The sequence below is a fragment of the Chloroflexaceae bacterium genome (assembly GCA_025057155.1).
In the GTDB taxonomy this organism is placed as follows: domain Bacteria; phylum Chloroflexota; class Chloroflexia; order Chloroflexales; family Chloroflexaceae; genus JACAEO01.
Genome location: JANWYD010000003.1, coordinates 255,550 through 281,826, shown reverse-complemented (window position 1 = coordinate 281,826; position 26,277 = coordinate 255,550). Strand labels below are relative to the sequence as shown.

Here is a 26,277-nt window from a genome sequence, read left to right as displayed (position 1 = left end):
GCGTGCCAGGCGTTCTATCCGCCCTGCTGTCGCGGAAAGCGGCTCCCGGCATCACTTTCCAGTGGACGGAACGTTCGGCCTGAGGCCAGAGGAACGGCGACCGCACCCGCTTCAACTTTCGCTCGGTCGTGGCGCTTCGAGCAAGAGCGGCTCGTCAATGTTGGTCGTCATCGCGCTCTGGCCACGGAAGAGACCGCCAGGCTCGATATGCAGCGCCGCAGTGGTGATATCGCCCCACACCTTGCCGGTCGGAGAGATCTCCAGTTGTTCGACGGCGGTGATCTCACCCTTGACCGCGCCGGAGACATGGACATTCTGGGCCTTAATGGTCGCGATCACCCGGCCGGTCTCGCCGATGATCAGGTTGCCCAGCACCTCGATATCCCCCTCAACCGACCCGTCAATACGAATATTGCCATCGGACGTCAGCGTGCCCTGAAAGCGGGTGTTGGCTCCGATAATCGTCTCAGGTTTGCCATTCATCGTCGGGGGAGCAGGCTGGGATCTCTTATTGCTGCCGAACATGCTTGCGCGTCCTCCTCAGGTTGCCCCACAAATGCTTGAGTGATTATAAACCACCTGGGGGCCAGAGGCAAATGCTCAGGGCGCCAGACGTTCAATCAGCCAGCCCCCTTCCGGCGCACGCCGGTAGCGAATGCGGTCGTGGAGGCGATTGGGGCGCCCCTGCCAGAACTCAAGGCACTCCGGCTTCACGCGGTAGCCGCCCCACCAGGCCGGGCGCGGCACCGGCCCCTCGCCGAAGCGCCGGGTCACCTCCTCCAGCCGGGCCTCCAGCTCTGCGCGCCCGGCAATCACCCGACTCTGCGGCGACACCCAGGCCCCCAACTGCGCCCCCAGGGGCCGGCTGGCGAAATAGGCGTCGGATTCGCTCTCGGCCACGCGCGCGGCCATACCCTCGATGCGGATTTGTCGTTCCAGCTCCGGCCAGTAGAATACCAGCGCCGCCAGACCCGTGGCATCGAGGTCGAGGCCCTTGGGACTTTCATAGTTGGTGTAGAAGACGAACCCCTCGGCATCGAAGCCTTTGAGCAGCACCGTCCGCGCCGTGGGACGCCCGTCGCGGCTCACCGTGGCCAGGGTCATTGCATTCGGCTCTATCAGTCCCGCACTGACCGCCTCGTCGAACCAGAGCTGAAACTGCGCGAAGGGATCGGGGCTGACCTCGCGCTCATCCAGCCCGCGCAACTGGTACTCTTTCCGCAGTTCCTGGAAATCCATGGCGGCCTCCGCCTCTGTGTGACACTCGTTGAACAGGAAGATCTGAGGGGGAGCGACGCTCCTCGAAAACTCCTTTTCCCTCGTTCTATATTCTGCCATAGCTTTGCGATTACCCCGCCGTGCGACAGTCCGGCTCGTGCTACAATAGCGCGGTTTTATCCGCGGCTGCTGTGAAAATAGCCGATAGCCAATAGCTGCTCGCCTGTGTCTTAGCGCCTATCCGAATAACTCCTGCAGGAAGGCGGGGAAACCGGGTTTCCCCACACCCCTCTTCCTGTTGCATACCGCCCATGCACCGGCGTCCGATACGGCAATCCAAAATCCAAAATCCACAATCCAAAATGGTATAACGGGGGCTCGCCCACGATGGCCTACACCATCCTGATGATCGCCTCAACCAGCTTCTTCTCAGACTACGGCAACCACGTGCGGATCTGGGAAGAGGCGCGAACGCTGCAACGGCGCGGCCACCGCCTGGTGCTGGCAACGTACCACAACGGCGACGATATGCCCGACCTCGATATTCGCCGCTCCTGGGACGTACCCTGGATCAAGCGGGCAGTGGTCGGCTCGTCGCGTCACAAGCTCTACCTGGACGTGGGGCTGGCCTGGCGCGCCCTGCGGGTGGCGCTGGAGGTGCGACCGGATATTCTGCACGCCCATACCCACGAAGCGGCGGCCATCGCCCTGCCGCTGCAGCGCCTGCTCAACCGGCCCCTCATTCTCGATTATCAGGGGAGCATGACCAGCGAGATGCTCGACCATGGGTTCATCTCGGCACGCAACCCGCTCTTCCTGCCGCTGACGCGCCTGGAGCGCATGCTCAACCGCCGCGCCGACGCGGTCACAACCTCGACGCGCAACGCAGCGACGCTGCTGCGCCGCGACGGGTCGGTGGCCCCCGAACGGCTGCACGTCATCCCTGACGGGGTAGACACCGAACGCTTCCGTCCCTACGACGGCTCGCCGGCCTGGGCCGCCCAGCGGGCCGAGCTGCGCGCCCAGCTCGGCATTCCCGAAGGGCGGCGCATCATCGTCTATATCGGCCTGCTGGCCCCCTACCAGGGCACCAACCTGCTCATCGAGACCGCACGCATCCTCGCCGCCCGCCGGCCCGAGGTGCACTTTCTGATTATGGGCCACCCCGACCCCCACAGCTACCGCCGCTACGCCGAGAGCCTGGGGGTTGCCGGCCACGTGACCCTGCCCGGGCGCATCCTCTATCGCGACCTGCACGCCTACCTGGCGCTGGGCGAGGTGGCGGTGGCCCCCAAGATGAGCCTCACCGAGGGCAACGGCAAGATCGCCAACTACATGGCCATGGGGCTGCCCACCGTGGCCTTCGACACCCCCGTGGCCCGCGAGATCCTGGCCGACACGGGCCTCTACGCCCGCCGCGGCGACGCCGAGGACCTGGCGGCCAGACTGGAACTGGCCCTCGATGACGGCGACCTGGCCGCCCGGCTCGGCGCCGCCGCCCGCGCCCGGGCCGTCGCCGAACTCTCCTGGGAGAGCTCCATCCGCGCCCTGGAAGCGATCTATGCCGAGGCCCTGGAACGCCGCCAGGCCCGACATAATAGACAGAGGCTTCCAACGTGAAAACCAGGCCGGTGAGGGAGGGGCTGGGAGGGCATAGCCCTCCCAGGAAAACTTCTCTTCATCCTGTGGTTGTGCGGCGCAGCCACACGAGAGGGTTTGAGAGGGCGCAGCCCTCTCCGGAACATTTCTACGGGCGCACGATCAGCGGCACGGTAGACCTGCGCGCGCGGGGGCGCGCCGCTGTCGTTGCTGCGGTGGCTCCACTTTATCCCATCTTGAAGCCCTGTGTAAGCATTCTGTCACTTGCCAAATCCGCGAAGCGGATCTATACTTTTCCTGAGCCAGGTAGTGGCTCTTTCCGTGCGCCTGACGGCGCGACGAGCGCCTGAAGCTCGTCACTCGACCTGCGGGGCAACGTAGCCATCAAGGTCGTGGCCGCTGGCGCGTTCAGACAGGACCTATGGAAGGCAGTCATCAAGCGAATCGAGAGGGCCCGAGGCGGCGCGTGATATGCGCTCTGTCGGGTGCGCTCAAGCCGTTCGCGGCATGACCTGGCGCCTCGCTATGCAGGGCGCTTTCGCCGCGCCTTGCTTGTCGCCCCCGGCAGCCTCACCGGGGGCGTAATTATTCCCCCCTTTGCGCATCGGGCCTCGTCCATCGTCGCGGGTTCCGCGACACTCTACACAGGAGGCACCGATGATCGCAATCCGCACCGCCCCTGAAGGGATGGCGCTGCGCATGGCGCCGGTACGCCCAACGCTTCACAATCTTCCCGCTGGCGGCGAGGTGGTCTATGAGCCGGCCCTGAGCTTCCCGAAGCACGCCACGGCGCAGCAGGTGATTGACGCCCTGCGCATGATGCGCCCTGGCGATGAGAGCGTCTACTACCTCTTCGTCACCGATGAGCACGGACGGCTGGCCGGCGTCGTCAGCCTGCGGCAGATCGTCACTGCCGCGCCCGATACGCGGCTCGACGCCATCATGACCACCGACGTGGTCAGTCTTTCCGCCGCCATGCCCGCCGAGGAACAGGCGCGCATCCTTGGCGACTCGGGCTTCCTCGCTCTGCCCGTGGTAGACGAGGACGGACGCCTGGTGGGCAGCCTGGACGCCACCGAGTTGCTCGACACCGTTCAGGAGGAGGCCACCGAAGACATGTACCGTCTGGCGGGCGTGGCCGCCAACGAGGAGATCGAGCGCCCGATCACGCGCGCCGCCCGCGACCGGGTGTTCTGGCTGGTGATCAACCTGGCCACGGCATTTCTAGCCGCGGCAGTGGTCAGCCAGTTCGAGGGGGTCATCGCTCAGGCGGCCATGCTGGCCGCGTTCATGCCGGTGGTCGCCGGACAGGGCGGCAATGCCGGCACGCAGACGCTCACCTTCATCGTGCGCTCCCTGGCCCTGGGCGCGGTGAGCTTCCACAACGCCCGCCGCACCCTGCTGCGGGAACTGTTCATCGGGGTCTGCAACGGCGTTTCAATCGGCCTGCTGGTCGGGCTGGTCGGCTGGCTCTGGCAGGGCAACCCGGCCCTGGGGGTGGTGATCGGCCTGGCGATGCTCGGCAACCTGATCATGGCCTCGCTCGCCGGGGTGATTGTGCCCCTGACCCTCAAGGCGCTCAAAATTGACCCGGCCCTGGCCTCCTCCATCTTCGTCACCACGGTGACCGATGTCTGCGGCTTCGCCTTCTTCCTCGGCCTCGGCGGGTTGGCGCTGGGGATGGGGTATTTGTAAGCGGAGCTTTCGCAACCGTGTGCGGCAGGAGCGACCAGCCGGTCACCCCTCCGCTAGTTCACCCCCACGGGCGTGGGGACAACTCGTTCTTCGAGGATGGCGGCGCCACATCTTTCGGTTCACCCCCACGGGCGTGGGGACAACGCCAATGCTCGCACAAAGGAATCTCGCGCCGACGGTTCACCCCCACGGGCGTGGGGACAACTTCCTCGGCTGAGGCCTCCTCAGCCGAGGAGACGGTTCACCCCCACGGGCGTGGGGACAACTCCAGGGGGGGGATGCTCGTTCCCCCCCCCTCGGTTCACCCCCACGGGCGTGGGGACAACCCGCCCTCCAAGAGGCCGGGCTGGACAACGAGCGGTTCACCCCCACGGGCGTGGGGACAACCGCCGCATCATCCAGGAGGGGATATGCGGATCCGGTTCACCCCCACGGGCGTGGGGACAACGGCCGACTGATCCTGTTCGGAGGCCGAGAGGGCGGTTCACCCCCACGGGCGTGGGGACAACTGTGGTGACGTGACGCAAGCCTGCTGGCACCCCGGTTCACCCCCACGGGCGTGGGGACAACCACTCGTAATCCCCGCGCATCGCGTACTGTATCGGTTCACCCCCACGGGCGTGGGAACAACCCCCGTAACCGCGCGTATGAATAATGTCGCGGCGGTTCACCCCCACGGGCGTGGGGACAACTGCCGCGTCTCATATGCGTCCAGTTTGCCCGTCGGTTCACCCCCACGGGCGTGGGGACAACGTTCGGGCCGCGGAGCGATTTGATGAGCTGGTCGGTTCACCCCCACGGGCGTGGGGACAACGCGGTCGGCGGGGGGAAGGGCCAGCAACTGCCCGGTTCACCCCCACGGGCGTGGGGACAACCGCGTCACCGTTTTGACCTGGTCGGGAAACACCGGTTCACCCCCACGGGCGTGGGGACAACAGCAGGTACGTATTGCGGCGATCTCCGAATCGCGGTTCACCCCCACGGGCGTGGGGACAACCGCCGCACGTAATGGCTCCGGTGAGGGATGCGCGGTTCACCCCCACGGGCGTGGGGACAACGCGGGGGCATCCCTCCCGACGGCCCACGGCACCGGTTCACCCCCACGGGCGTGGGGACGACGAGGGAGGAGGATTGGTTAGCGCCACAGATCTCGGTTCACCCCCACGGGCGTGGGGACAACCTCTCTCCACCCCCCCTCGGCTTCGAGGGGGGCGGTTCACCCCCACGGGCGTGGGGACAACATGCGGCGCCGCCCAGGAAAAACAGCGCAAACCGGTTCACCCCCACGGGCGTGGGGACAACGCCATGTACTCGCCGAGGGCCGAGGCAAGATCCGGTTCACCCCCACGGGCGTGGGGACAACAACAATTCCGCCGGCCTGAGCCGGCGGAATTGCGGTTCACCCCCACGGGCGTGGGGACAACGGAGATAGGGCCGACGCGCCAGACGGAGGCGCCGGTTCACCCCCACGGGCGTGGGGACAACACCAGATCTCTCGGCGTAGTGATGCAATCCGTCGGTTCACCCCCACGGGCGTGGGGACAACCAGGTATGTCCAACATGTTGACCGCCGACGAACGGTTCACCCCCACGGGCGTGGGGACAACACCGGCCCCAGCGTTTTGCTTGCCGGTTTCGGCGGTTCACCCCCACGGGCGTGGGGACAACGAGGGCCGAGGCAAGTTCCATGTCCAGACCGGCGGTTCACCCCCACGGGCGTGGGGACAACTCCTGACCGCCGCCCGCGCCCGCGGCGGCCAGCGGTTCACCCCCACGGGCGTGGGGACAACGGCATCGCTCGTCCGTCTCATCGCCCGGCTACCGGTTCACCCCCACGGGCGTGGGGACAACGGACGAAACCGGCATGTAAGCCGCCCCAACGGCGGTTCACCCCCACGGGCGTGGGGACAACCCGAGCGAGGTCAACCTGCCACTCATAGATCTCGGTTCACCCCCACGGGCGTGGGGACAACCGTCTCGCCCGTCTGAGCGGCGGCGGTCTGGGCGGTTCACCCCCACGGGCGTGGGGACAACCCCATCCCCATCCCCGTCTCCTCTCGCCCCCTCGGTTCACCCCCACGGGCGTGGGGACAACGAGCGCGCCGAGGCATCCCTCGCCGCCGGCGACGGTTCACCCCCACGGGCGTGGGGACAACGACACTCAGAGCGAGCATTCTGTCGCGAACTACGGTTCACCCCCACGGGCGTGGGGACAACGTCTGGATATGCAAGGTTTGCCGCGTCTGGCCCGGTTCACCCCCACGGGCGTGGGGACAACTCCGAATGTCACCTTCGAAGGTCGGTAGGCTCCGGTTCACCCCCACGGGCGTGGGGACAACGCCGGAGATACCCGTTGGCCACAGACCAACAACGGTTCACCCCCACGGGCGTGGGGACAACCCACGGTTGTCCTCAGTCCGAGATTGGGGCGTCGGTTCACCCCCACGGGCGTGGGGACAACTGGGCGCGCTACGTGCTGTTAACGCCGAACACCGGTTCACCCCCACGGGCGTGGGGACAACCCTGTGTAAAGGTGCGCTGCTGTCCCTCCCCGCGGTTCACCCCCACGGGCGTGGGGACAACGTAGGCGCTGGCGACCGCGTGCAACAGGTGTGCGGTTCACCCCCACGGGCGTGGGGACAACCAGAGCGAGACGTTCGACGGTATGCTCTCCAACGGTTCACCCCCACGGGCGTGGGGACAACCCCTGGAATGTCCCCTCGAGGCCGCCAGTGAGCGGTTCACCCCCACGGGCGTGGGGACAACGTGGCCTCCGCCTTTGACATGACCCTGACCGACGGTTCACCCCCACGGGCGTGGGGACAACGCCCGGGCGCGGTTCGGGTTGCCCGATGATGCCGGTTCACCCCCACGGGCGTGGGGACAACGAGTTGAGCCAGCGCAATGCCATCCGAACGGCCGGTTCACCCCCACGGGCGTGGGGACAACGTCAATGGCCGTCGCGCGCAGGGCGGCCATCTCGGTTCACCCCCACGGGCGTGGGGACAACGCGTCGCCCATCAGTTTGGCAAGGAGCGCCTGCGGTTCACCCCCACGGGCGTGGGGACAACTGCTCCAGCTCCGCGCCTCGCTGCTCGGCCAGCGGTTCACCCCCACGGGCGTGGGGACAACGCGCGAGCAAGCGCAAGAGGCTATCAAGCGTGCGGTTCACCCCCACGGGCGTGGGGACAACACACGCAAGAGGAGAACCGCCATGCCATTTGGCGGTTCACCCCCACGGGCGTGGGGACAACGTATTGGTCACATCGGGCCGGAGTTGCACCGGCGGTTCACCCCCACGGGCGTGGGGACAACCATTGGCGTGGCGCAGCTCCCACGCGCCGCCACGGTTCACCCCCACGGGCGTGGGGACAACGGTGAGGCATGACTGCCCCCGACGCAACTGCCCGGTTCACCCCCACGGGCGTGGGGACAACACTGCCTTCCACCGCATTCTACTGCGATCTCGTTCGCCGAACAAGTCCCGAAGTCATGTAGCGCATCAAGACGGGATCCGGACCAGGAACAGCCCTTCGACCTGCACCAGTTTGCGACTTGTGGGGCCGCAACTCCGCAGCGCAAAGCCCTGCTCGTTGTTCGTCTGGTAGATCAGGAAGCCGGCGCCTTCACGCATCTGGTCGCAGACATGCTCCCATAGCAGGTCCCGCACCAGCGCCGAGAGGCTGCCCACGAAGACGCCGGTGTGGATCTCCAACATCCAGCGGGTGAGTTCGCCCCGGACGCTCACCGGTACGCGCTCCAGGATGATGACCGTCATGCGTTGTCGTCTTCCTCCTCGTCGCCTGCGTAGTTGATCCCCCCGGCGACTTCGCCCTCGTCAGGATCCCATAACCCTCCGGGCCGGGCATAGAAGCGATCAAACAGTTCCGCTTCCCGCCGGTCCAGGCCCTCGCTGGCGAAGAGGCGCTCCAGATCTTCGATGATCCGCCCCAGCAGCCGTTGCTCGCGGATGGTGTCACGGCAGAGATGCCGGACCCGGCTTTCCAGGCGGTTCTCGCCGGCAGCGGTGCAGCGGAAGGCGACCGGAATGGCGATCTCGGCTTTGTAGAGATCGGCGACGTCGTAGACGAAGGAGAGCATTTTGCCGGTGTGGATGAACCCTAACGCCGGTGAGTATCCAGCCGCGACGATTGCCGCATGGACGACGCCGTACAGACAACTGTTCGCCGCCGATAATGCCCGGTTGATCGGCTCGGCCCGCCGCCAGTCGTTCTGTTTGTAGAAGCGTCCCGACCACTTTACCCCTGTCTCGCGGCTCCATTTCGCGTAGGTCTCCCGCACGCGCACGCCTTCTTTGCCGCGGATCTGTTTGATGCTTAGCCCTGGATCCAGTTGCTCCGGGAAACGCAGCTCGTACATGCGCCGCACCACCCGTAACCGCAACTCCGGGTCGCTGTGCATGGCAGCCTGCCGCAGCAGATTGGCCGACGACCGGGTCTCGCCCATACCGACCGCGTAGAAGCGCACCGCTTCTTCGCCGCTCCACGCCACCAGGCAGCCGTTTTCGGCCAGGGTCTTGATGGCGCTGTGGGTGATTTTTGTGCCTGGCCCGAGCATGAGCAGGGAGAGTGCCGCGCACGGAACCGGTGTCTTGCCTTCTTTATCGAAGATGGCAATGGCTTTGTCGTCTTGTTCGATCACGGCGTGCTCAACGTAGAGGTAGCTCCAACTGTCGCGTACTTTGGGGAGAATGTGGAGATCGCGGATAGGCATGGTACGCTCCTTGGATAAAGTTTTCGCGGCGCGGCCTTGCGCCTGACCGTTTGGGGAAGGCGTGGAGGGTGCGGCCCTCCGCTGGTTCCGCCCGCGGCGGCAGACGTGCGCTGGCTGCGCCAGGGCCCGGGCCCGCCCCGGGCGCAATGAGGGTTGCAGGGAGGTGCAGCCTCCCCAACCCTCTCCAGTGACAGCCGGCCGGAGGGGCCGGCATGGCCTCGCCCTCGCTTCGGTTGTTAAGGTGCGATCGGGTGCGCCAGTTAATGATGGCCCCCCCTTATATCATTTCGGATTGCGGATTTTAGATCCCCATATCGGGCATCTCATGGCGACCTGGCGATGATGCGAGTGCACTCTGTTCAACCGGAATTGGTATTATCCGTCGCTTCCCGCGATTCGCTCCTGATACGCGGCAAGCGACAGGAGCCCGAAGCCAAACGCTTTGCCGCTGCCGATGCCGCTAATGAGCGCCCGCCGAAAGCTCTCCGCGTCGGTCACCTGAAGGCAGCCGGTAAACAGGGTGGCGCCAAAGGTGAGCGACGCGGCCTCACCACCCTCTGGCAGACGGCGCCGCCCGCGTTCGGTCGCCTGGGTCGCCGCCTGAACTGCGGGGATCTCCGGGTGCAAGGCCGTGTTGAGCAACCGGAAGCCGTGCTGCGCTCCTTTGCGCACCAGCCATGCGAGTTGCTCGTCTTCGCGCAGGAGCGCCACTCGCTTGCCCAACAGCCGATCCTCGCGCCCGGGACGGTGCGTGTGCAACCGTTTCGTCGGGTTGGCCCGCAGACGAAAGATGAACCGCATATCATTGGTGATGCGGGCGTATTCCTCGTCTACCCGCCGCATCGCCGGGTTGCCGCGCTCGTCGGGCGCCGGGCCAAACGCCCCGCCCGGCAGGCGCGACCAGTCGGGCAGTTCGGTGGACTGGACCAGCAATCTGACCAGCAATGGCGCGCGTTCCACCGCTTCGGCGCGGTAGAGGATGCCGAAGTGTTCGCGCGCTGGCGCTCCAGCCGGAGCCCGGGGAAAGGCCGCCAGGATGGCGCGGTGCAATTGATGAACATCGCCCATGCTCCGCCGTACCGCCGGATGGCGCAGATCGAGGATCAGCCGCGAGAGGTAGATGGCCATCTCATCCCTCCAGGGTGTTGATGCTGCCCGAATCGGCGTCCAGCGGCAGCCATACTTCCCGCACGTAGCGCGGGCGAAAGACCCTGCACCCCGGAACGCCGATGTTATCGTACTGACGATTGCCCTGGCCAGCCACGGTCTCGATCAGCGCCCGCAAAGCGTTCGGGCGGCCTCGCTCCCACGCCTGCAGGACCCGCCGGGAGAAGGTGCGCTCCGCCAGGGCCACCTCCAGGTCGTCAAACTGGCCCGCGCCATCGTAGACCGGCGTGGCCGGAACGCACGCCTTGCGCCCCAGAAAGAGGGGCCAGACCGGGTGTTGCACGGCGCGGGCCAGTTCGTCGATGAGGGTATCGGGGCCTTGCAGCGCCACCCGAAACGAGGCGTCGGCGAGGTAGAAGCGGGTGGACACGTCGGTCTCTGGCTCGCCCGTGTTCGCGTTGATCTTCACCTTGATGCGCCCCTGGTTGTTGACCTCGGCGGAAAGGACGCCGCCGATGTAGGGTTCATCGTGGAAGCGTGACTTGCTCGTAGCCGGCGCGTCGCTGAAGCGCCCGCCACCGGTGGTGTGGTAGTCGCGCAGCAGCGTGCCGGGCAGGTCAACGCGCACCCCCATGCGCACCTGGTCGCTCAGGTCGCGCAGGCGCGCGTCATCGCGCCGCAGGCCGAGGGCGCAGCCGAGCAAGCCGATGACGCCGGACTTGGTCGGCGCGTCGGCGGTGTCGCGTTCGCCCCAGCGCGCCCGCAATCCCCACGCTTGCAGCGGTCCTTCCAGACGGAGAAAGAGGGTTTGCATGACGCTACTCCTTCGCCGCAAGCGGCAGCCAGTTCACCAGCTCGCCGAGGTTGTTGCAGCGAGTCGCGCCTTCAAGCTCAAACGGCACGCTGCTCAGGAAGGCGCGCTGCGCCTGCAACCCGTACATGCCGTTGATGGCGGCCACGTACTCCTGCAAGGCCCTGGCCGATGCCTCGATCAGCGACAGGTTTGGCGTTGTCCGCACCGGCTTGACAAAGGCGTTTGCGTAGCTCAGGGGAACCTTGTCGGTCCGCACCTCGACCAGGGCCAGATCGGGCGGGTTGTGGGCGGCGAAACTGTTCTGCTTGCCGCTCGGAATGGCGAACATCGCCGCCTTGAGCAGGGCCTGCACGGCCGTCGCTGCGATGCCGGCCTCACCCTGCAGGTTCTTGACCAGGCCCTCCCAGTCGATTGAGAAATACTTGTAGTAGGTGGCGCTGTTGAAGGCCGTATCGCCGATGAAGCCGGCTCCGGCCTCGCCGGAGATGTCGTCAACCGCGGTGTAGAAGTCGAACTCCATCTCAACCGCGTGGGTGGAAATGGCGTGGGCCACCTGCACCGCTGCCTCAACGTCCTTGAAGGGGCTGGAGGTGGTCATGCGCCCGAACATGGCGATGTCAACCGAGTGGGGTTCGAATTCGCCAATCTCCGCGACCAGCTTGTCGCCCTTCAGGTTGTTCAGCGCCTCCGCTCCTTTATCACGCACAATCGCGCTCAGCCGTTCGACGAGACGATCCACGTCGGTGGTGGTCAGGAACATGAGCTGCGCGGTTTTTACCTTCTCTTCACCACCGCTGTCCGTGGTCTTGCCTCTGCCGCGCTTGCCCTTCTTCTCGTCCTTGGCGCCGGTCTCATCAGCGTTGGCTCCGCCCGCCGCCCGTTCGCCCTTGCCCAACCGCTCCGCCGCCTCAATGATTGCCTGCTTCTCCGCGTCCGCCAGTTCCACGTCGGCCAGACGCTCACGGACCAGTTCCGGCAACAGTTGGGTGCGCATGGCCAGCAGGTGGCTCAGGCCCCGATCTTCAAACGGCTGGCGGAAATGCTCCGACCAGCGAATGCTGCGCTTGAGGGCCTGGCTGGAGATGCGCGCCCGCCGCACGCCGCCGAAGATGGCGTCCTTAGGTTCGTTGTTGTCGTCGCGGTTCAGGTTCGAGGGAGCGTGGTTCTGGAGCAAATGGATCGCGATGAGCATGATGGTGTCCTTTCTGTGGTTGAAATGACGTGATGCCCTGTCTCTGCGCTGGCGGTTCGCAACCACGTCGCCAGAAGGCGGGGCCTGCGGCTCCCGGACAGAAATCCCTTTCGGAGGGGCTGCGCCCCTCCGAACTTCCCCGCAGAGGAGCAATGCCAGCGTCGAGTTATGACGAAACCGTCGCGGGCTGGCCGACAAAATAGTCCCGCGCCCAGCGCAATTGCACGTAGCGATCAGGGTGTTCCCAGGCCAGCAGATCGCTCAGCAGTCGCCCCCAATCAATCCGCTGCTCGCTGGCGGCCGCCAGCCGGACAGCCTGCCGGGCGCGGAAGCGTAGTTGTTCCGCGTCGCTGTCAAGCAGCGCCTGAAAGCGCCGGTCAAGGCTCTCGTTCCCGCGAAGCTGCCGCACGGCGCGCAGGGTCGCGCCCAGACTGGCGCCGTCGTCGCGGGCCTTCGCCAGCGGGTAGAGCGTGGCGACCAGAAAGTAGATCTCCTCCTCGGGACGCCCGGCGATCGCGGGAGGCAGGGCCTGGACGAAGACCCGCTGGACATCCCGCGCCTCGTGGAGGGCGCGTCCGGCGTTGCGTTTGAGCCGCGCGCGCCCGGCGTTGTCCAGCCGCTCAAGCGCAGCAATGAAAGCAGCCACCTGCTGCTGCCGCGGGGTTGGTTCACTCATACAGCCACTCCTTTCTCTTTGCGTACAGCCATCGTTCACAATCGCTTTCCGCTTCGACCCGCGCCCGCAGGGCATCGGCGCGCGCGCCAACCTGGTCCAGCGCCGCGTTGAAGCACGGCCGCACCACCTCGATCACTGCCCTGGCCCAGCCCCGTTCGGCGTTGTCGCGTTGTCGCGGGTCACGGAGGTCATTGATGAAGCGGCGAAAATGCATGCCCATGCGCTGCCAGTAATCGGCGAGCATACGTTCGCGCACGCTGTTGAAGCGGACGAAATCCTGTCGCGCCCCTCCGCGCTCGGGCCGAAAATGGCGATCGAACACCTTTCGGAGCACGGAAGCTCCCTCATGCGCCTGCTCCAGCGCCGCCTGGACGTAGCCCGCGGCGTCGGGATCGGTGAGCACGGCCGGCGGCGCCTCCAGCGCCTCGTCGAGCCACTCGAAGATCTTTGCCTTGCCATCGGTGCGAACACCAATGCAGCGGAACCGCAGTTCCTGGCGCTCGGCAAGCGTCCTCCGCTCGATTAAGAGCGAGACCTGGCGCACAACGCGGGGGCGTATCCCTGCCTCATCTTCTTCCAGCAACAGATTGGCATACTCGCGCCAGAGCGCCTTGCCCGCCTCCGGACGCACGGGCCGCGGGCCCGCGTCGCTGCTCCTGGCGCGCCCTTGCGGGTTGCGAAAGGCGACGAACGGGTCATCCCAGATGCCTGCCTCCTTGTTGAGCCAGTGTCCCATTTCAAACAGCATATGGGTCACAAAAACGGCTGCCGGCCGCCCGCAGTGGGTGCAGAGGGTCGAGCCGGTGTGCGGATACAGGCGCATGCGCCGCGCCGGAAAGGTGAGACTTTCGAGGTACCCCACCGCCTCCACCGCGTGATCCTTGTTTACCACGGGCGGATCGCTCGTCCAGATGGCCTGGTCGCCGCGCCCGGGATCGGCGGTTCGCGGCTGCAAATCCCGGCTGATGAGAGAGAGGGCCAGGGTCTCGAACAGGTTGTCGCCGGCAGGCAGGACGTAAATGGGAGGCATGCCGTTGATCGATGGGTGCATGCCGGAGCCTCCAGAAGACACGAACGCGGGCACGGTGACCAGGCCGCGCGCGCAGCACGCCGGGCACAGGCGGTGGCCCTCATCAGTGACGTGGTTGAAATGCGTTCGTTCGGTCGCCACCGGCACTTCGGCGAAGAGCCGCGCCACCGGTTGCGGATCGCCCCACGCCCGTTGTCGCCCTTTCTCCGGCTTCCGGTAGCCGTCGAGGGGCACGTCGCCGGTCTGCAGAAAGGGGGCTTCGGGGTGGAACAGGTCGAAGCGCGCGGCGTAATCGCGCTCGAATTGTCGCAGGCGGGCCTCATCGAACCGCCCGGCGCCCAACAGGGCGGCGATGTCGCCGACGTCGCCTGGTTGATAGATCGCCTGCAGGATCGCCGCCAGCAAGCGCTGCGTCCCGCCAACTACCAGCGGGGAGGGATCGCTCAGCACCGCCAGTTCGTGGGCCCGGACCAGGCAGTCGCCGATGCTGACCTCATCATCGCCCCCATCGCCGCGGATCACGCGGATCCACGGATCGGTCCAGAGATTAAATCGCGGGGAAAGGGTCATACGTCCTCCTCGAACCAGCCATCTTCGGTAGCAGCATCAGCCTGTTCAATCACCAGTCCCAACTCGTTGTCGAGCCGCAGGCGCCGTCCGTTGAGCGTGGCGCTGTGGGTCCGGGGATCCAGCGGGAGGGGGTGCAGCCCGCGCAGCGGCGCCGGGATGGCGCTCCAGGGCCAGCGCAAGGCGCGGACGCGGCGCTCATCGCGATAGGCGGCGATGACGGCCCGGTCACTCACCGGCACGGCATAGGCGATCAGGTCCTTCATCTGCTCAAGCGTCGGCGGCGCGTCGGTGGGAACGCGAAAGGTGCCGCCAGCATCAAGCGAGAGCTCACCATCAATCGCGTAGACCGGCACAAGGGTTACTTGATCGCCCAGGCGCGTCTTCGCCAGTTGCCAGCTCGCCGCCTCACCCGTCTCGTCTTCAATAAACGCGCGACCGCCGTCCTCGACGATCGGCGCGCGGCTCATCGCGTCGGGCGCCAGCGGATTGCGCGCCCTGGCGGTTTGCAGATTGATCGTCTTGCGATACGCCTGTTCGGCGGCCGCGATCGCGCCAGCATACGGCCCGGAGAGCGGCGCGTCGCCGTAGACGGCCTCGATCAGGGTCCGGTAGTCGCGGGGGAGGGTTACGAGACGCTCGTCACCGGCCATGCCGTCGCGGAGGGCCGCCAGCGTGCGCCAGAGGATGTACGGCTCGTAGATCGCCCGCCAGCGCCGCCAGTCGGGGTTGCCCTGCTCATCGTGAGGGAGCGCCACTTCCAGCGCCGGCTCGCGGTGGCGCTCGGGGCGCGAACGGCTATGGCGATGGAGCCGCCCGGCACGCTGGAGGAGCAAGTCAATCGGCGCGAAGTCGCTGATCATCACATCAACGTCGTAGTCGAGACTCTGCTCCAGTACCTGCGTGCCCACCACGATGATCGGTTGATCAGGGGCGCGCTGTGAGGTTTTCCCCAGGAGATCGCCGATGCGCCGTTCACGGCCCTGCCGCTCGTGCAGCGGAAAGCGCGCATGGAGCAGCACGCGCGCCCCGGCGGCGTCGAGCGCGCCCAGGGCCCGGTAGATGGCCTGCGCGTCGTCTACCCGGTTGCAGATGCGGGCCACGGCCCCGCCGCCGCGAACCAACTCAACCAGACGGTGCGCTTCCTCCTCAGGCGTCCCCAGGCGGCGCACGCGCAGCGTGAAGCGTTGCTCGGGGCGAAACACGTTGAACTCACGCTGCTCGCTGGCTGCACGACGATAGATCGCCAGCACTGGATACGGCGCATCTTGCGCGGGATCGGTGGCCTGCCCGCCTCCCAGACCGCTAAGAAAGGCCCGGGCCAGCGCCCGGTGGCGCGCCCGGGGCAGGGTGGCCGACAGCAGAATGACCGAACACCCCAGCGTCGCGAGCCAGGTCAGGGTATGCTCGATGATGACGCTCATGTAGGCGTCATAGGCATGCACTTCGTCAATGATCACCACCTTGCCGGCCAGACCAAACAGGCGGAGGGGATAGTGGCGAACGTTGAGACCGGCCAGTTCAACCTGGTCCACCGTACCCACGCCAAACGGCGCCAGCATGGCTCGTTTGGGGCCAACGAACCACTCCAGGAGCGCGTCGGCGCTCCGTCCCCCGGCATCGTACCGATCCGCGTCGGCGTGGAGGGCTACCTGTCGGCGCAGATCCTCCTCGACTACGATGGCCTGACCGTGGATCAGACGCACGCCGCCATCCGCGCCGTAGAGATTGCGGTAGAAGGTCTCCAGACGGGAAAACATCTGGTTGCCGGTGGCCATCGTCGGCAAGGCGAAGAAGATCTCGTCAATTCCACGTCTGGCGGCGATGCGTCGCGCGAGGGCCAGCGCCGCCTCCGTCTTGCCCTCGCCGGTAGGGGCTTCAATTACCGCCAGCAGCGGCTCGGCCAGGGCATCGTCGGCGAGGATGTCAATCAGCGCCTGCAACGGGCGGGGCGCGGTTGCGGGAAAGAGTTTCTGGAAGCCGGCGTAGCCCGGAGCGGCGCGCCGATGCGTCAGATGATGGGTCGTGAGCGCGTCCCGCGCGCGCTGGCGGCTCAGGTTGAGATAATCCTCCACACGCATCGCGGGGGTGAGCGGAAAGTCGCGTTCATTAGAGCCGATCCAGTCGCACCAGACGATCAGGCCGGTCAGCGCCACCGTCGCCGGACGGAGGGCGGCAGGCGCGCCGATTGCCGCCAGGGGGACATCCCTGGGCGCCAGCAGATTGCGCAGCAGGCGATAGGCCTCGTTGCGCCAGTCTTTCCAGCGCGGCTCGGCGCGTTCCGCATGGTGCAGGCGCTTGCGAATATCGCTCATGGCCGCTTCGGCGAAGCGCCCGTGGTGCCCGCCCATGGCATCACGAATGATCCAGAGCAGTTCATGGGCGATGCCCGGCTCTATGGCGGTGAGGCGGTCGTGGAGCCACAGGGCGCTGACCTGGGCGTGATAGAGTTCAACCTGCCGATTGTCGAAACGCACCCCCGCCCGCTCCAGACGATGGCGTTGCGCTTCGTCTTGCCCCTGGAAGACGGCGGAGATCTTGCCCAGATCGTGGATGGCGACCAGAAAAGGCAGCCATTTGAGCAGAGCTTCAATGTTCGCGCCGCGCCAGGCGTGGGCGAGCGCCTCGCGCGCCCGTGGCGGACCGTCGCGCGCGAGCGCCTCGGCGACACAGGCAACGTCGAGCATGTGGAAGATCGCCGGATGAAAGCGCTCGACCGGCAATTCCGGGCGCGGAGTCTTGCCCCAGAATTGCAGCAGGTCCAGATCAGCCATCGTGACCCTCCTCCGCTGACACGGCATACAACGCGGCTAATGCCCGCGCCTCCGCGGCTAGCTCCGCGCGCAGATCGGCAGGGGCGAGCACTTCCACGTCCGCGCCCCATTGCCGGATCCAGGGCTTCATCTCCACTGTGCTTCCGACACGCACAGTAAACAGGCACGAACCATCGGGGCAATCTTCAAGGCGCTGGCTAATGTGCCAGACACTCTCTTTGAGACGCCGAACCACCGTCGGGGCGAAGCGCAGAACCACCTCGATGCTGCCCTCATCGCGCCAGATCACGCCCCAGGCCGACCTGAGCAAGCGATCAGGATCGAAGTCGGCGGGGATGGTAAACCCCTCATCGGTCAGCGCCGCTTCGCGAATCCGCTCGACTTTAAGCGTTCGCAATTCGCCGCGCAGATCGTCAAAGCCAATTGCATAACAGGCATATCCGATCCCGGATGGTTCAATGAAATAGGGGGCAAACAGGCGCTCGGTGGTCTCATCTTTGCCATAGGAGTGGTAGCGCAACCGCACCTTGCGCCCGGTCGCCCACCCCTGGGTGAGCGCCTCCAGCGCCTCGACATAGGCGCGCCGGATTGGACGTTCACGCACGGTCGCCGCGGCGCGCGCGATATGGTCGGCGATCAGCGGTGACTTGGCTTGCAGCGCATCGCTCAGCTTGTCGAGGGCGCTCACAACGTGGGGGTTATGCTCGTCGCTGTGCCGCGACAGCAAACGGGCGGCCAGGTAGAGCGCCAGAGCTTCGTTGTTGGAAATCTTCAGCATATGCAATGCCCGCCGATGATCGATGACATAGCGCCGTCCCTGTTTGACCAACCCCGTCCCGCGGGCCTCCAGCAGATTGAGATCGCGCCGGATCGTGTCGGGGTCAACCCCGAATTCGCGGGCCAATTCGCTGGTGGTCAGGCCCTTGGGATTACGGGCCAGACGCCGCTCGATGGCATCCAGCCGTTCGTAGCGGGTTTCTGTTGTAGGCATGATCGGTCTCCTGGGCTGAGGATAGCAGGCGATGACCGCAGATCGTGCGGTTTTTTTCCCGAGATCGCATAGGTCAAAGCATAGGCAACGGTCGTATCGGGCACGGCACCAGCAAGGTTCTATCTGAATTAACGGCAAGGGCGCAAAAAAGGCCCGGAGGCTATGCCTCCGAGACCGTGGTGAAATCCAAGGGCGTGCCGGCAACCGGGCGTGACACCTTCTCAGGTGTAGGGGTTTTTCCGGCACATCCGCAGGTCACATTCGCCATCCGGGGCATTGGGACGCCTAACTCCCCCTCTCCACCTACGGTGGAGAGGGAGGCAGGGGGGTGAGGATCGCAAGCGCAGTGGAATGCCGAAAACCCCTTCGCGCTCGAAAAACCCTGCACCTGAGATGCATGACTCCCCGGTGGGCATCGGTGCGCCTATGCTTCGGATTACGAGGGGCGACATCCTACCGAACCACCCCTCGGTCGGTGGCACGGGGAAACCTCCAACCTCTCCAGCCGGCGCTGGCAGCCATCCTTCTCCACAAAAGAAACCACACATATAATTCCTGAAAAGATCTTCCGCCCATCCTCGCGCATCGCCCGCGCCGAGGCTTTGCACAGCCACTGACTCCTTTGACATTTGCGGATCGGGGCGGTATAGTTGAAGCGCCAGATATGGGCGCGAGCAAATAGGAGGATCCCCGATGACCAAGAAGTGGGTGTACCTCTTCCATGAGGGCGATGCCACCATGCGCGACTTGCTCGGCGGCAAGGGCGCGGGCATTGCCGAAATGACGCGCACCGGCGTGCCGGTGCCTCCGGGTTTTACGATCACCACCGAGGCGTGCAACGCCTACTACGCTAATGGCCAGGTGCCGCCGGAGGGAATGTGGGAGCAGGTCTTCGAGGGGCTGAAGGAAATTGAGGCCCAGACCGGCAAGAAGTTCGGCGACCCGTCCAACCCGCTGCTCGTTTCGGTACGCTCGGGCGCGAAGTTCTCGATGCCCGGCATGATGGACACCGTGCTCAACCTCGGTCTCAATCGGGAGACCCTCGAGGGCCTGGCGAAACTGACCAACAATCCCCGCTTCGCCGCCGACGCTTACCGCCGCTTCATCCAGCTTTTTGGCAAGATCGTGCTGGGCGTTGAGGGCGAACGCTTCGAGCACGTCATGGATCGCTACAAGGGCCACGGCCAGCGCCAGGATACCGACCTGACCACCGAGGAACTGCTGGCCATCGCCGATGAGTTTAAGGCGATTATCAAGCAGGACGTGGGCGTTGATTTCCCTGAGAACCCTGAGGAGCAGTTGCGCGAGGCCGTGATGGCGGTGTTCCGCTCCTGGAACGGGCGTCGCGCCCGCGATTACCGCCGTATCAATAAGATCCCCGATACCCTCGGCACCGCCGTGAACGTGCAGGCGATGGTCTTCGGGAATATGGGCAATGACTCGGCCACCGGCGTGGCCTTCACCCGCAACCCCGCCACCGGCGAGCCGGAGATCTTCGGCGAGTACCTGGTCAATGCCCAGGGCGAGGACGTGGTGGCCGGCATCCGCACGCCCCAGCCGATCAGCAAGCTTAAGGAGGAGATGCCCGAGGTCTACGAGCAGTTCCACCAGATTGCCAAGCAACTCGAGCATCACTACAAGGATGTCCAGGACGTCGAGTTTACCATCGAGCGCGGCAAGCTGTGGATGTTGCAGACCCGCGCGGGCAAGCGCACCGGCGCCGCGGCGGTGAAGATCGCCGTGGATATGTGCCGCGAGGGAGTCATTGATAAGGCTACCGCCGTGCAACGGGTGGACCCGGCGGCCCTCGACCAGTTGCTCCACCCCACGATTGACCCCGAGGCGCGCAAGAAGGCCGCGCCGCTCACCACCGGCCTGCCCGCTTCGCCGGGAGCCGCCAGCGGCAAGGCCGTGTTCGACCCCGATGAGGCCGAGCACCTTGGCAACCTGGGCGAGAAGGTCATCCTTATCCGCGTCGAAACCGCGCCCGAGGATTTCCACGGCATGGTCGCCGCCCAGGCCATTCTTACGGCCAGAGGGGGAATGACCTCGCACGCCGCCGTCGTTGCCCGTGGTATGGGCAAGCCCTGCGTGGCCGGCGCCGGCGATCTGCGCATCAACTACGCCGATCAGTCGGTGACCGTCAATGGCGTTACCATCCGCAAGGGCGACTGGGTCACCCTCGATGGCAGCACCGGCGAGGTCTTCGCCGGCCAGATGCCGACGGTGCAGCCCGAGCTGTCGGGCGATTTCGCCGAGTTAATGTCCTGGGCCGACGAGTTCCGCACCTTGCGGGTGCGCGCTAACGCCGACATTCCGCGCGATGCCGAGGTGGCGCGCCAGTTCGGCGCCGAGGGCATCGGCCTCTGCCGCACCGAGCATATGTTCTTCGAGGGCGACCGCATTGACGCGGTGCGCGAGATGATCATCGCCGATACCGAAGAGGAGCGCCGCGCCGCCCTGGCCAAGATCGAGCCGCTCCAGCAGGGCGACTTCGAGGGCCTCTTCCGGGTGATGAACGGCCTGCCCGTCACCATCCGCACCCTCGACCCGCCCCTGCACGAGTTCCTGCCCCACGAGGAGCATGAGATTGAGGCCCTGGCCAACAAGCTCGGCGTAGACCCCAGGAAGGTCAAGAGCCGCGTGGATAGCCTGCGCGAGGCTAACCCGATGCTCGGCTTCCGCGGCTGCCGCCTGGGCCTGATCTACCCTGAGATCACCGAAATGCAGGCCCGGGCGATCTTCAGGGCCGCCGCGAAGGTCAAGAAAGAGGGCATTGACGTGCACCCCGAGGTGATGATCCCCCTCGTCGGCCACGTCACCGAGTTGAAGCCCCAGGAGGAACTGGTGCGCCGCGTGGCCAGCGAGGTCTTCGCCGAGGAGGGGGTCGAGATCCCTTACCTGGTGGGGACGATGATAGAGTTGCCCCGCGCCGCCCTGACCGCCGACGAGATCGCCGAGGTGGCCGAGTTCTTCAGCTTCGGCACCAATGACCTCACCCAGACCACCCTCGGCCTCTCCCGCGACGACTCGGGCCGCTTCCTGCCGCTCTACGTCGAGCGCAAGATCCTCCGTGACGACCCCTTCCAGACCATTGACCAGCGCGGCGTAGGCGAACTGGTGCGGATAGGCACCGAGCGGGGCCGCAAGACCCGTCCCGACCTCAAGGTGGGCGTCTGCGGCGAGCACGGCGGCGACCCGGCCTCGGTGGAGTTCTTCCACAAGGTGGGTCTCAACTACGTCAGTTGCTCGCCCTTCCGCGTGCCCATCGCCCGCCTGGCGGCGGCCCAGGCCGCCCTCGGCGAGGCGAAACGGGATAAGTAGCCGGAAAGAGCCAGGGAGGGCCTCAGGCCCTCCCTGGCTCTCCTTTAAGGACGGTGAGAGGGTCAGGCCCTCTCATTATCTACCCTCACAGGGGGTGGGGAAACCAGGTTTCCCCGTATCTACCTCAATCCGCTGCGTCGGAGAAGTCCGTCCGCCGCAACGCCGCGGCGTTGGTCAGGACGGGCAGCCGGACCGTGTAGCGCACGCTGAGGCGTCCATCCACCCGTGGGTTGACGGTCTTGTTCGGCTGAGCCTCGATGTACTCCTGCACCACGTCGGCGTCAATCAAGAAGGTGTTGAAGCGGTTCCTGCCGCCGCCCACCGAGGGGTCGGCCAGATCGCCAGCAGCGGTGAAGACGCTGTAGCCGTCTCCCCCATTCCACATGAAGCTATTCGTGACCACCCGGTAGGTCCGTGCCGGATCGAGCGGCTCGAAGCGGTCGCCCACCTGCACCTCCACGCTGCGCACGCGCGTGCCTCGGCGGGCGGGGATGGCCGGCTGGGTCGAGGTGGCGGGCTGCGGCGGCTGGGCCGCGTCGCCGGAAACATCCACCACCACCCTGAGGCCCGAAACCTGCGCGAAGCGTCCCGTGCCGACAGGGTTGCGATCGGCGCCCAGCGCCGCGCCGGGCCGCAGCGCCGAGTAGCCGTTCTCCAGGGCGGCCTTGAGCTGCGCGCCGGTCAGGTCTACGTAGCACAGCGTGTTGCCGAAGGGCATCACCTCGCGCAGGCGCCCCACAGTGAGCGAGCCTGCCGGGAGGCTCGTGCGGATACCGCCGCCGTTGATAATCGCCACAATCGGCACACCCGCGGGGTTGCCCCCGGCCCTGATGATGCGCTCGCGGAAGGCATCGGCAATCAGGTTGCCCAGGGCGGTCTCGCGGGCGCGCACGTCGGCGCTGGGCAGTTCCACCAGCGAGGCGCCGAAGATCTGGTTGTTGAGCGCGTCAATGCGCGGCTTGAAGGTGCTGGTGATAGCGGTCTCGAAGGCGGCGAAGGGAGCAATGGCCGTCGGCGGCTCGCCCGGCAGCGGCGAGCGGCTGGAGGGCACGTCGTTGGCCCAGACGGGAATGACCCGGCTGGCCGAACCAACGCTGCTCACCCGCCCATCGGCATCGAAGCCGATGATCAGGTCGCCGATCCACTTGCCCCACTCCCAATCCTGCACGATTACTACATTTTCGTTATCGAGATCCCTCACGAGCTGCGGATAGGCCGCCACCGGCGTGGCGCCAGGGATCAGGCTCGCTCCTTCAGGAAGCAGCGGCGTATGCGAGTGCCCGCCAACGATGATGTTCAGCCCGCGCACAGCGGCGGCCAGGGCGCGGTCGCCTTCGTAGCCGATGTGCGACAGGCAGATCACCGTGCGACAGTTATTGGGCGCGCCGCGCAGGGTGTTGATCAGCGGCTGGATAATCGAGGCGTAATCGGCGCCAAAGGCCACGTCGCGCGAGGGGCTGGCAATGTTCGGCGTCTCGGCGGTGGTCAGACCGATGATCCCCACGCGCTCGCCGCTGGGCAGGGTGCGGACGACCGCGCGGGCCCAGCGGCCAGGGGTGCTCCAGAGATCGCCCTCAAAGAGGGGCGCCAGGGGCGAGGAACCGCTCGCGGTGATGTTCGCGCTGACAATGGGGAAGCTGGTGGTCGTCGAGTTAGGATAGCCCACTCCTCGGATGAAATCGGCCAGGGCCTGATCGCCCAGGTCAAACTCGTGGTTGCCAATGGTAACGGCGTCGTAGCCCAGGTTGTTGTAGAAATAGTGATCGGCCTCGCCGCGCCAGGCGTTAAAATACAGGGTGCCCTGGAAGATATCTCCAGCGTCAACGAAGATCTTGTCCTGCTGATAGGTGGCATTTGACGTCCAGCTCGTATCGGCGCGGATCTGGTCGAAGATCGTGCGCCGGCGCGACACGCCGCCGAGGTTACGGGCGCCGCTGGCGCTTCCGGCGCGTATGGTAATGCCGGTGGCCGGCTCGATCCGCGAGTGATGGTCGTTGGTGTGGATCAGGCGCAGTTGCCGCACTTCGGGGCCAGCGGCCAGCATGATCTTCCAGCCACCGCTGTAGCGATACAACACCGCTCCGGCCCCGAGGGCGATCGCACCCTTGAGAAATCGCCGACGTGACAACGTGGTCATCGTTCCTCCTTGCAGGCATGGCTTCGCACGCGAGGCAGGACTGGCGCGGGGATTGCCCTCGCGCGCACGAGATGCGTTGAGAGCCCGGCCAGATATGTCCTTCAGAAGCGCAACCCTCCGGGTTGCAGCAGGGAAACGTGATCTTCCCCGACCCTGACTCAAGGCGGGATCAGGCAGGGCTGCGCCCCTCTGGAACTCAATTGGATAGGCTCGCAGAACCGCGCGAGGATTGTACCGTCTGACCATCAAGAGTAAGTTAAGGGATTATCAAGCCAGGATTGGCAAACAATGAAGGAGTCGCCAATGGACCGCACGCCAGCCTCGATCCTCGCCGCTTTCGTGGAGCGCGCCCGCGCCGACCCCGGGCGGGCCTGCGCGCGTTGGGACGATCAGGTACTGACGTATGGCGCGCTGCTGCGTCTGGCCCAGGACTGGGCGGCGCGCTACGCCGCACCGGGATTGCAACGGGGCGACCGGGTGGGACTGTTCCTGCCGGGGGGCGCAGCCTTCCTCGGCGCCTATCTGGGCGCGCAGTTGCAGGGCGGGGCAACGGTGCTGATCAACACCCAGTACCGGCAGCAGGAACTGCGCCATATTCTGAGCGACAGCGAGCCGCGGGTCGTGGTCACCGATGCGAATGGCGCCGCCCTGCTCCGCCAGGTGCTCGGCGAGGCAAGCACGCCGGCCCTGCTGCTGGTCCCCGAGGGGGCGCTGCTGCCTGCTGGCCCGGCCCCGGAGGAAGCGCACCACGCCACTCTTCCCCCACTGCCCGCACCGGAAGATCTGGCCGTGCTGGCCTACACCTCTGGCACTACCGGGCGCGCTAAAGGCGCCATGCTCACCCATGGCTGCCTGACGGCTAACAGCGCCGCCGTCACCGCCGCCTGGCGCTGGACGGCAGATGATCGGCTGCTGCTCGCCCTGCCGCTGTTTCATATTCACGGGCTGGGGGTAGGCGTGCACGGCACCCTGCTCACCGGCGCAAGCCTGACCCTCTGGCCGCGCTTCGAGCCTGAAGCAGCGTTAGCGGCGCTGGCCAGCGGCGCCCACACCCTGTTCTTCGGCGTGCCGACGATGTATACCCGGCTGATCGCCGCGGCGCGGGCCGCCCCGGAGCTGGCACGCCGGGCCGGTAAGTGCGTGCGGCTCTTCGTTTCAGGCTCGGCCCCGCTGGACCCCCAGACTTTCGCCGCCTTCGAGGAACTGTTTGGTCAGCGCATCCTGGAACGCTATGGCATGACCGAAACGGGGATGAACATGACCAACCCCTACGACGGCGAGCGCCGCCCCGGGGCGGTAGGGCTGCCCTTCCCCGGCCAGGAGGCCCGGGTGGTGGATGTGCAGACGCGGCAACCTGTGCCTGACGGGGTGATCGGCGAGATTGAGGTGCGCGGTCCGCACGTCTGCGCTGGCTACTGGCGCAACCCGGAAGCCACCGCCGAGGTTTTCCACCCCGACGGCTGGTTCAGCACGGGCGACCTGGGCTGGCGCAGCGCCGACGGCTACTACACCATCACCGGGCGGGCGAAGGAGTTGATCATCAGCGGAGGCTACAACATCTACCCGCGGGAGGTGGAGGAGGCGCTGCTGGCGCATCCCGCAGTGGCCGAGTGCGCCGTCTTCGGCCTGCCCGACGCGGAGTTTGGCGAGCGTGTGGCGGCGGCGATCGTGCCGCGCGACCCGGCGGCTCCGCCTGCCCCGGAGGACCTGGAAGCCTTCTGCCGAGAACGCCTGGCGGCCTACAAGCGCCCGCGAACGATCCGCGTCGTCGCCAGTCTGCCGCGCAATGCCATGGGCAAGGTGCAGAAGCATATGTTGCGCGAACAAATGACACACGAGAGCATGTCTCAGAAAGGTTGACGCAAAGGCGCGAAGGCGCGACGTGGCCATTCCGTCCCGGCGGTCACTGGTGATCGGCAAGCCTCGGTTCGAGGTATGCGAGAACTGTTGTAGGGGAATCTGGTCTCCATTTTCCCAGGCGCATTTGCGCCCCGCCCTGGGTGTACACTGGTGGAAAGACATGGTTCCGGAAGGGTCAGGTTCATGTCTCAGTTTTATGCGGATCGGCCCCCCCTCCCACCCTCCCCTCACCGGGGCTTAGGGCGGACAGAACGAATCAGGTGTGATTCATTGGGATGCGCCGTTTCACCCTCACCCCCTGCCCCTCTCCCGCGTGCGGGAGAGAGGCGGCCAGAACTGCGCTCGGGGCCGTCCTAATGCGGTAGCGACGGTGTTCATTCGGGTGTTCTGTCCGCCCTTAAACTCGCCGGGATGAGGAGCCCTGGTCCTTTACAGCGGGGGACAGTGAAAGATTGGGTGGAAGTCCGTGAACCGTAAGGCCCTTGCGACGTGCGCCGGAGGAGCGTTTTAGCGTTGCTTGCCCGGAGACGATGGGAGGACGCGGGGAAGGCAAACTCTC

Annotated in this window: 16 protein-coding genes and 1 CRISPR repeat array; of the genes, 4 read left to right on the top strand and 12 right to left on the bottom strand. The window is 66.1% G+C overall.

Going from position 1 to position 26,277, the window contains the following annotated elements; translation table 11 throughout:
* Nucleotides 1-111 precede the first annotated feature (111 nt).
* Both NZU74_03825 and pdxH read right to left on the bottom strand, forming a co-directional pair.
* Nucleotides 112-525, bottom strand: a complete 414-nt coding sequence (locus tag NZU74_03825) for a polymer-forming cytoskeletal protein (protein ID MCS6880439.1) — start codon at nt 523-525, stop codon at nt 112-114.
* A 75-nt stretch (nt 526-600) separates the two neighbouring features.
* The gene (gene pdxH / locus NZU74_03820) at nt 601-1,239 is read right to left on the bottom strand and encodes a pyridoxamine 5'-phosphate oxidase (protein MCS6880438.1); all 639 of its coding nucleotides are present in this window, start codon (nt 1,237-1,239) and stop codon (nt 601-603) included.
* Between the two features lie 366 nt (nt 1,240-1,605).
* Between pdxH and NZU74_03815 the strand changes: the two genes are divergently transcribed.
* Nucleotides 1,606-2,838 (top strand): glycosyltransferase family 4 protein, encoded by a 1,233-nt coding sequence (locus tag NZU74_03815; protein ID MCS6880437.1) that lies wholly within the window; start codon nt 1,606-1,608, stop codon nt 2,836-2,838.
* A gap of 636 nt (nt 2,839-3,474) precedes the next feature.
* Nucleotides 3,475-4,512, top strand: coding sequence for a magnesium transporter (mgtE, locus tag NZU74_03810; protein ID MCS6880436.1), 1,038 nt, complete (start codon nt 3,475-3,477; stop codon nt 4,510-4,512).
* Between the two features lie 54 nt (nt 4,513-4,566).
* Nucleotides 4,567-7,949: direct repeats of the CRISPR family, unit length 29 nt; unit sequence CGGTTCACCCCCACGGGCGTGGGGACAAC.
* A 65-nt stretch (nt 7,950-8,014) separates the two neighbouring features.
* Here the strand turns inward: mgtE and cas2e are convergent.
* From cas2e to NZU74_03765, 9 genes are all read right to left on the bottom strand, one after another.
* Entirely contained in the window at nt 8,015-8,290 is a 276-nt protein-coding gene (cas2e, locus tag NZU74_03805; protein MCS6880435.1) for a type I-E CRISPR-associated endoribonuclease Cas2e, read from the bottom strand.
* A complete protein-coding gene (cas1e, locus tag NZU74_03800; GenBank protein ID MCS6880434.1) occupies nt 8,287-9,246 on the bottom strand; it encodes a type I-E CRISPR-associated endonuclease Cas1e in 960 nt (319 codons plus the stop codon). The genes cas2e and cas1e overlap by 4 nt, the downstream gene beginning before the upstream one ends.
* A 375-nt stretch (nt 9,247-9,621) precedes the next feature.
* Entirely contained in the window at nt 9,622-10,374 is a 753-nt protein-coding gene (gene cas6e / locus NZU74_03795) for a type I-E CRISPR-associated protein Cas6/Cse3/CasE (GenBank protein MCS6880433.1), read from the bottom strand.
* Nucleotide 10,375: 1 nt separating this feature from the next.
* Nucleotides 10,376-11,167 (bottom strand): type I-E CRISPR-associated protein Cas5/CasD, encoded by a 792-nt coding sequence (gene cas5e / locus NZU74_03790; GenBank protein MCS6880432.1) that lies wholly within the window; start codon nt 11,165-11,167, stop codon nt 10,376-10,378.
* A 4-nt stretch (nt 11,168-11,171) separates the two neighbouring features.
* Nucleotides 11,172-12,359, bottom strand: a complete 1,188-nt coding sequence (gene cas7e / locus NZU74_03785; protein ID MCS6880431.1) for a type I-E CRISPR-associated protein Cas7/Cse4/CasC — start codon at nt 12,357-12,359, stop codon at nt 11,172-11,174.
* A gap of 166 nt (nt 12,360-12,525) precedes the next feature.
* A complete protein-coding gene (casB, locus tag NZU74_03780) occupies nt 12,526-13,035 on the bottom strand; it encodes a type I-E CRISPR-associated protein Cse2/CasB (GenBank protein ID MCS6880430.1) in 510 nt (169 codons plus the stop codon).
* Nucleotides 13,028-14,635, bottom strand: coding sequence for a type I-E CRISPR-associated protein Cse1/CasA (gene casA, locus NZU74_03775; protein MCS6880429.1), 1,608 nt, complete (start codon nt 14,633-14,635; stop codon nt 13,028-13,030). The genes casB and casA overlap by 8 nt, the downstream gene beginning before the upstream one ends.
* Nucleotides 14,632-17,406, bottom strand: a complete 2,775-nt coding sequence (gene cas3, locus NZU74_03770) for a CRISPR-associated helicase Cas3' (GenBank protein ID MCS6880428.1) — start codon at nt 17,404-17,406, stop codon at nt 14,632-14,634. Before cas3 ends, casA begins: the two co-directional genes overlap by 4 nt.
* Entirely contained in the window at nt 17,399-18,397 is a 999-nt protein-coding gene (locus tag NZU74_03765; protein MCS6880427.1) for a WYL domain-containing protein, read from the bottom strand. The genes cas3 and NZU74_03765 overlap by 8 nt, the downstream gene beginning before the upstream one ends.
* 693 nt (nt 18,398-19,090) lie before the next feature.
* Between NZU74_03765 and ppdK the strand changes: the two genes are divergently transcribed.
* A complete protein-coding gene (gene ppdK, locus NZU74_03760; protein MCS6880426.1) occupies nt 19,091-21,721 on the top strand; it encodes a pyruvate, phosphate dikinase in 2,631 nt (876 codons plus the stop codon).
* 124 nt (nt 21,722-21,845) lie between these two features.
* Here ppdK and NZU74_03755 read toward each other — a convergent pair whose 3' ends face one another.
* Nucleotides 21,846-23,858, bottom strand: coding sequence for a 5'-nucleotidase C-terminal domain-containing protein (locus NZU74_03755; protein ID MCS6880425.1), 2,013 nt, complete (start codon nt 23,856-23,858; stop codon nt 21,846-21,848).
* A gap of 303 nt (nt 23,859-24,161) precedes the next feature.
* On the opposite strand from NZU74_03755, the gene NZU74_03750 reads away from it, so the two are divergent.
* Nucleotides 24,162-25,718 carry an acyl-CoA synthetase gene (locus tag NZU74_03750; protein MCS6880424.1) on the top strand — a complete coding sequence of 519 codons (1,557 nt, stop codon included), beginning with the start codon at nt 24,162-24,164 and terminating at the stop codon, nt 25,716-25,718.
* The last annotated feature ends 559 nt before the right edge of the window (nt 25,719-26,277 follow it).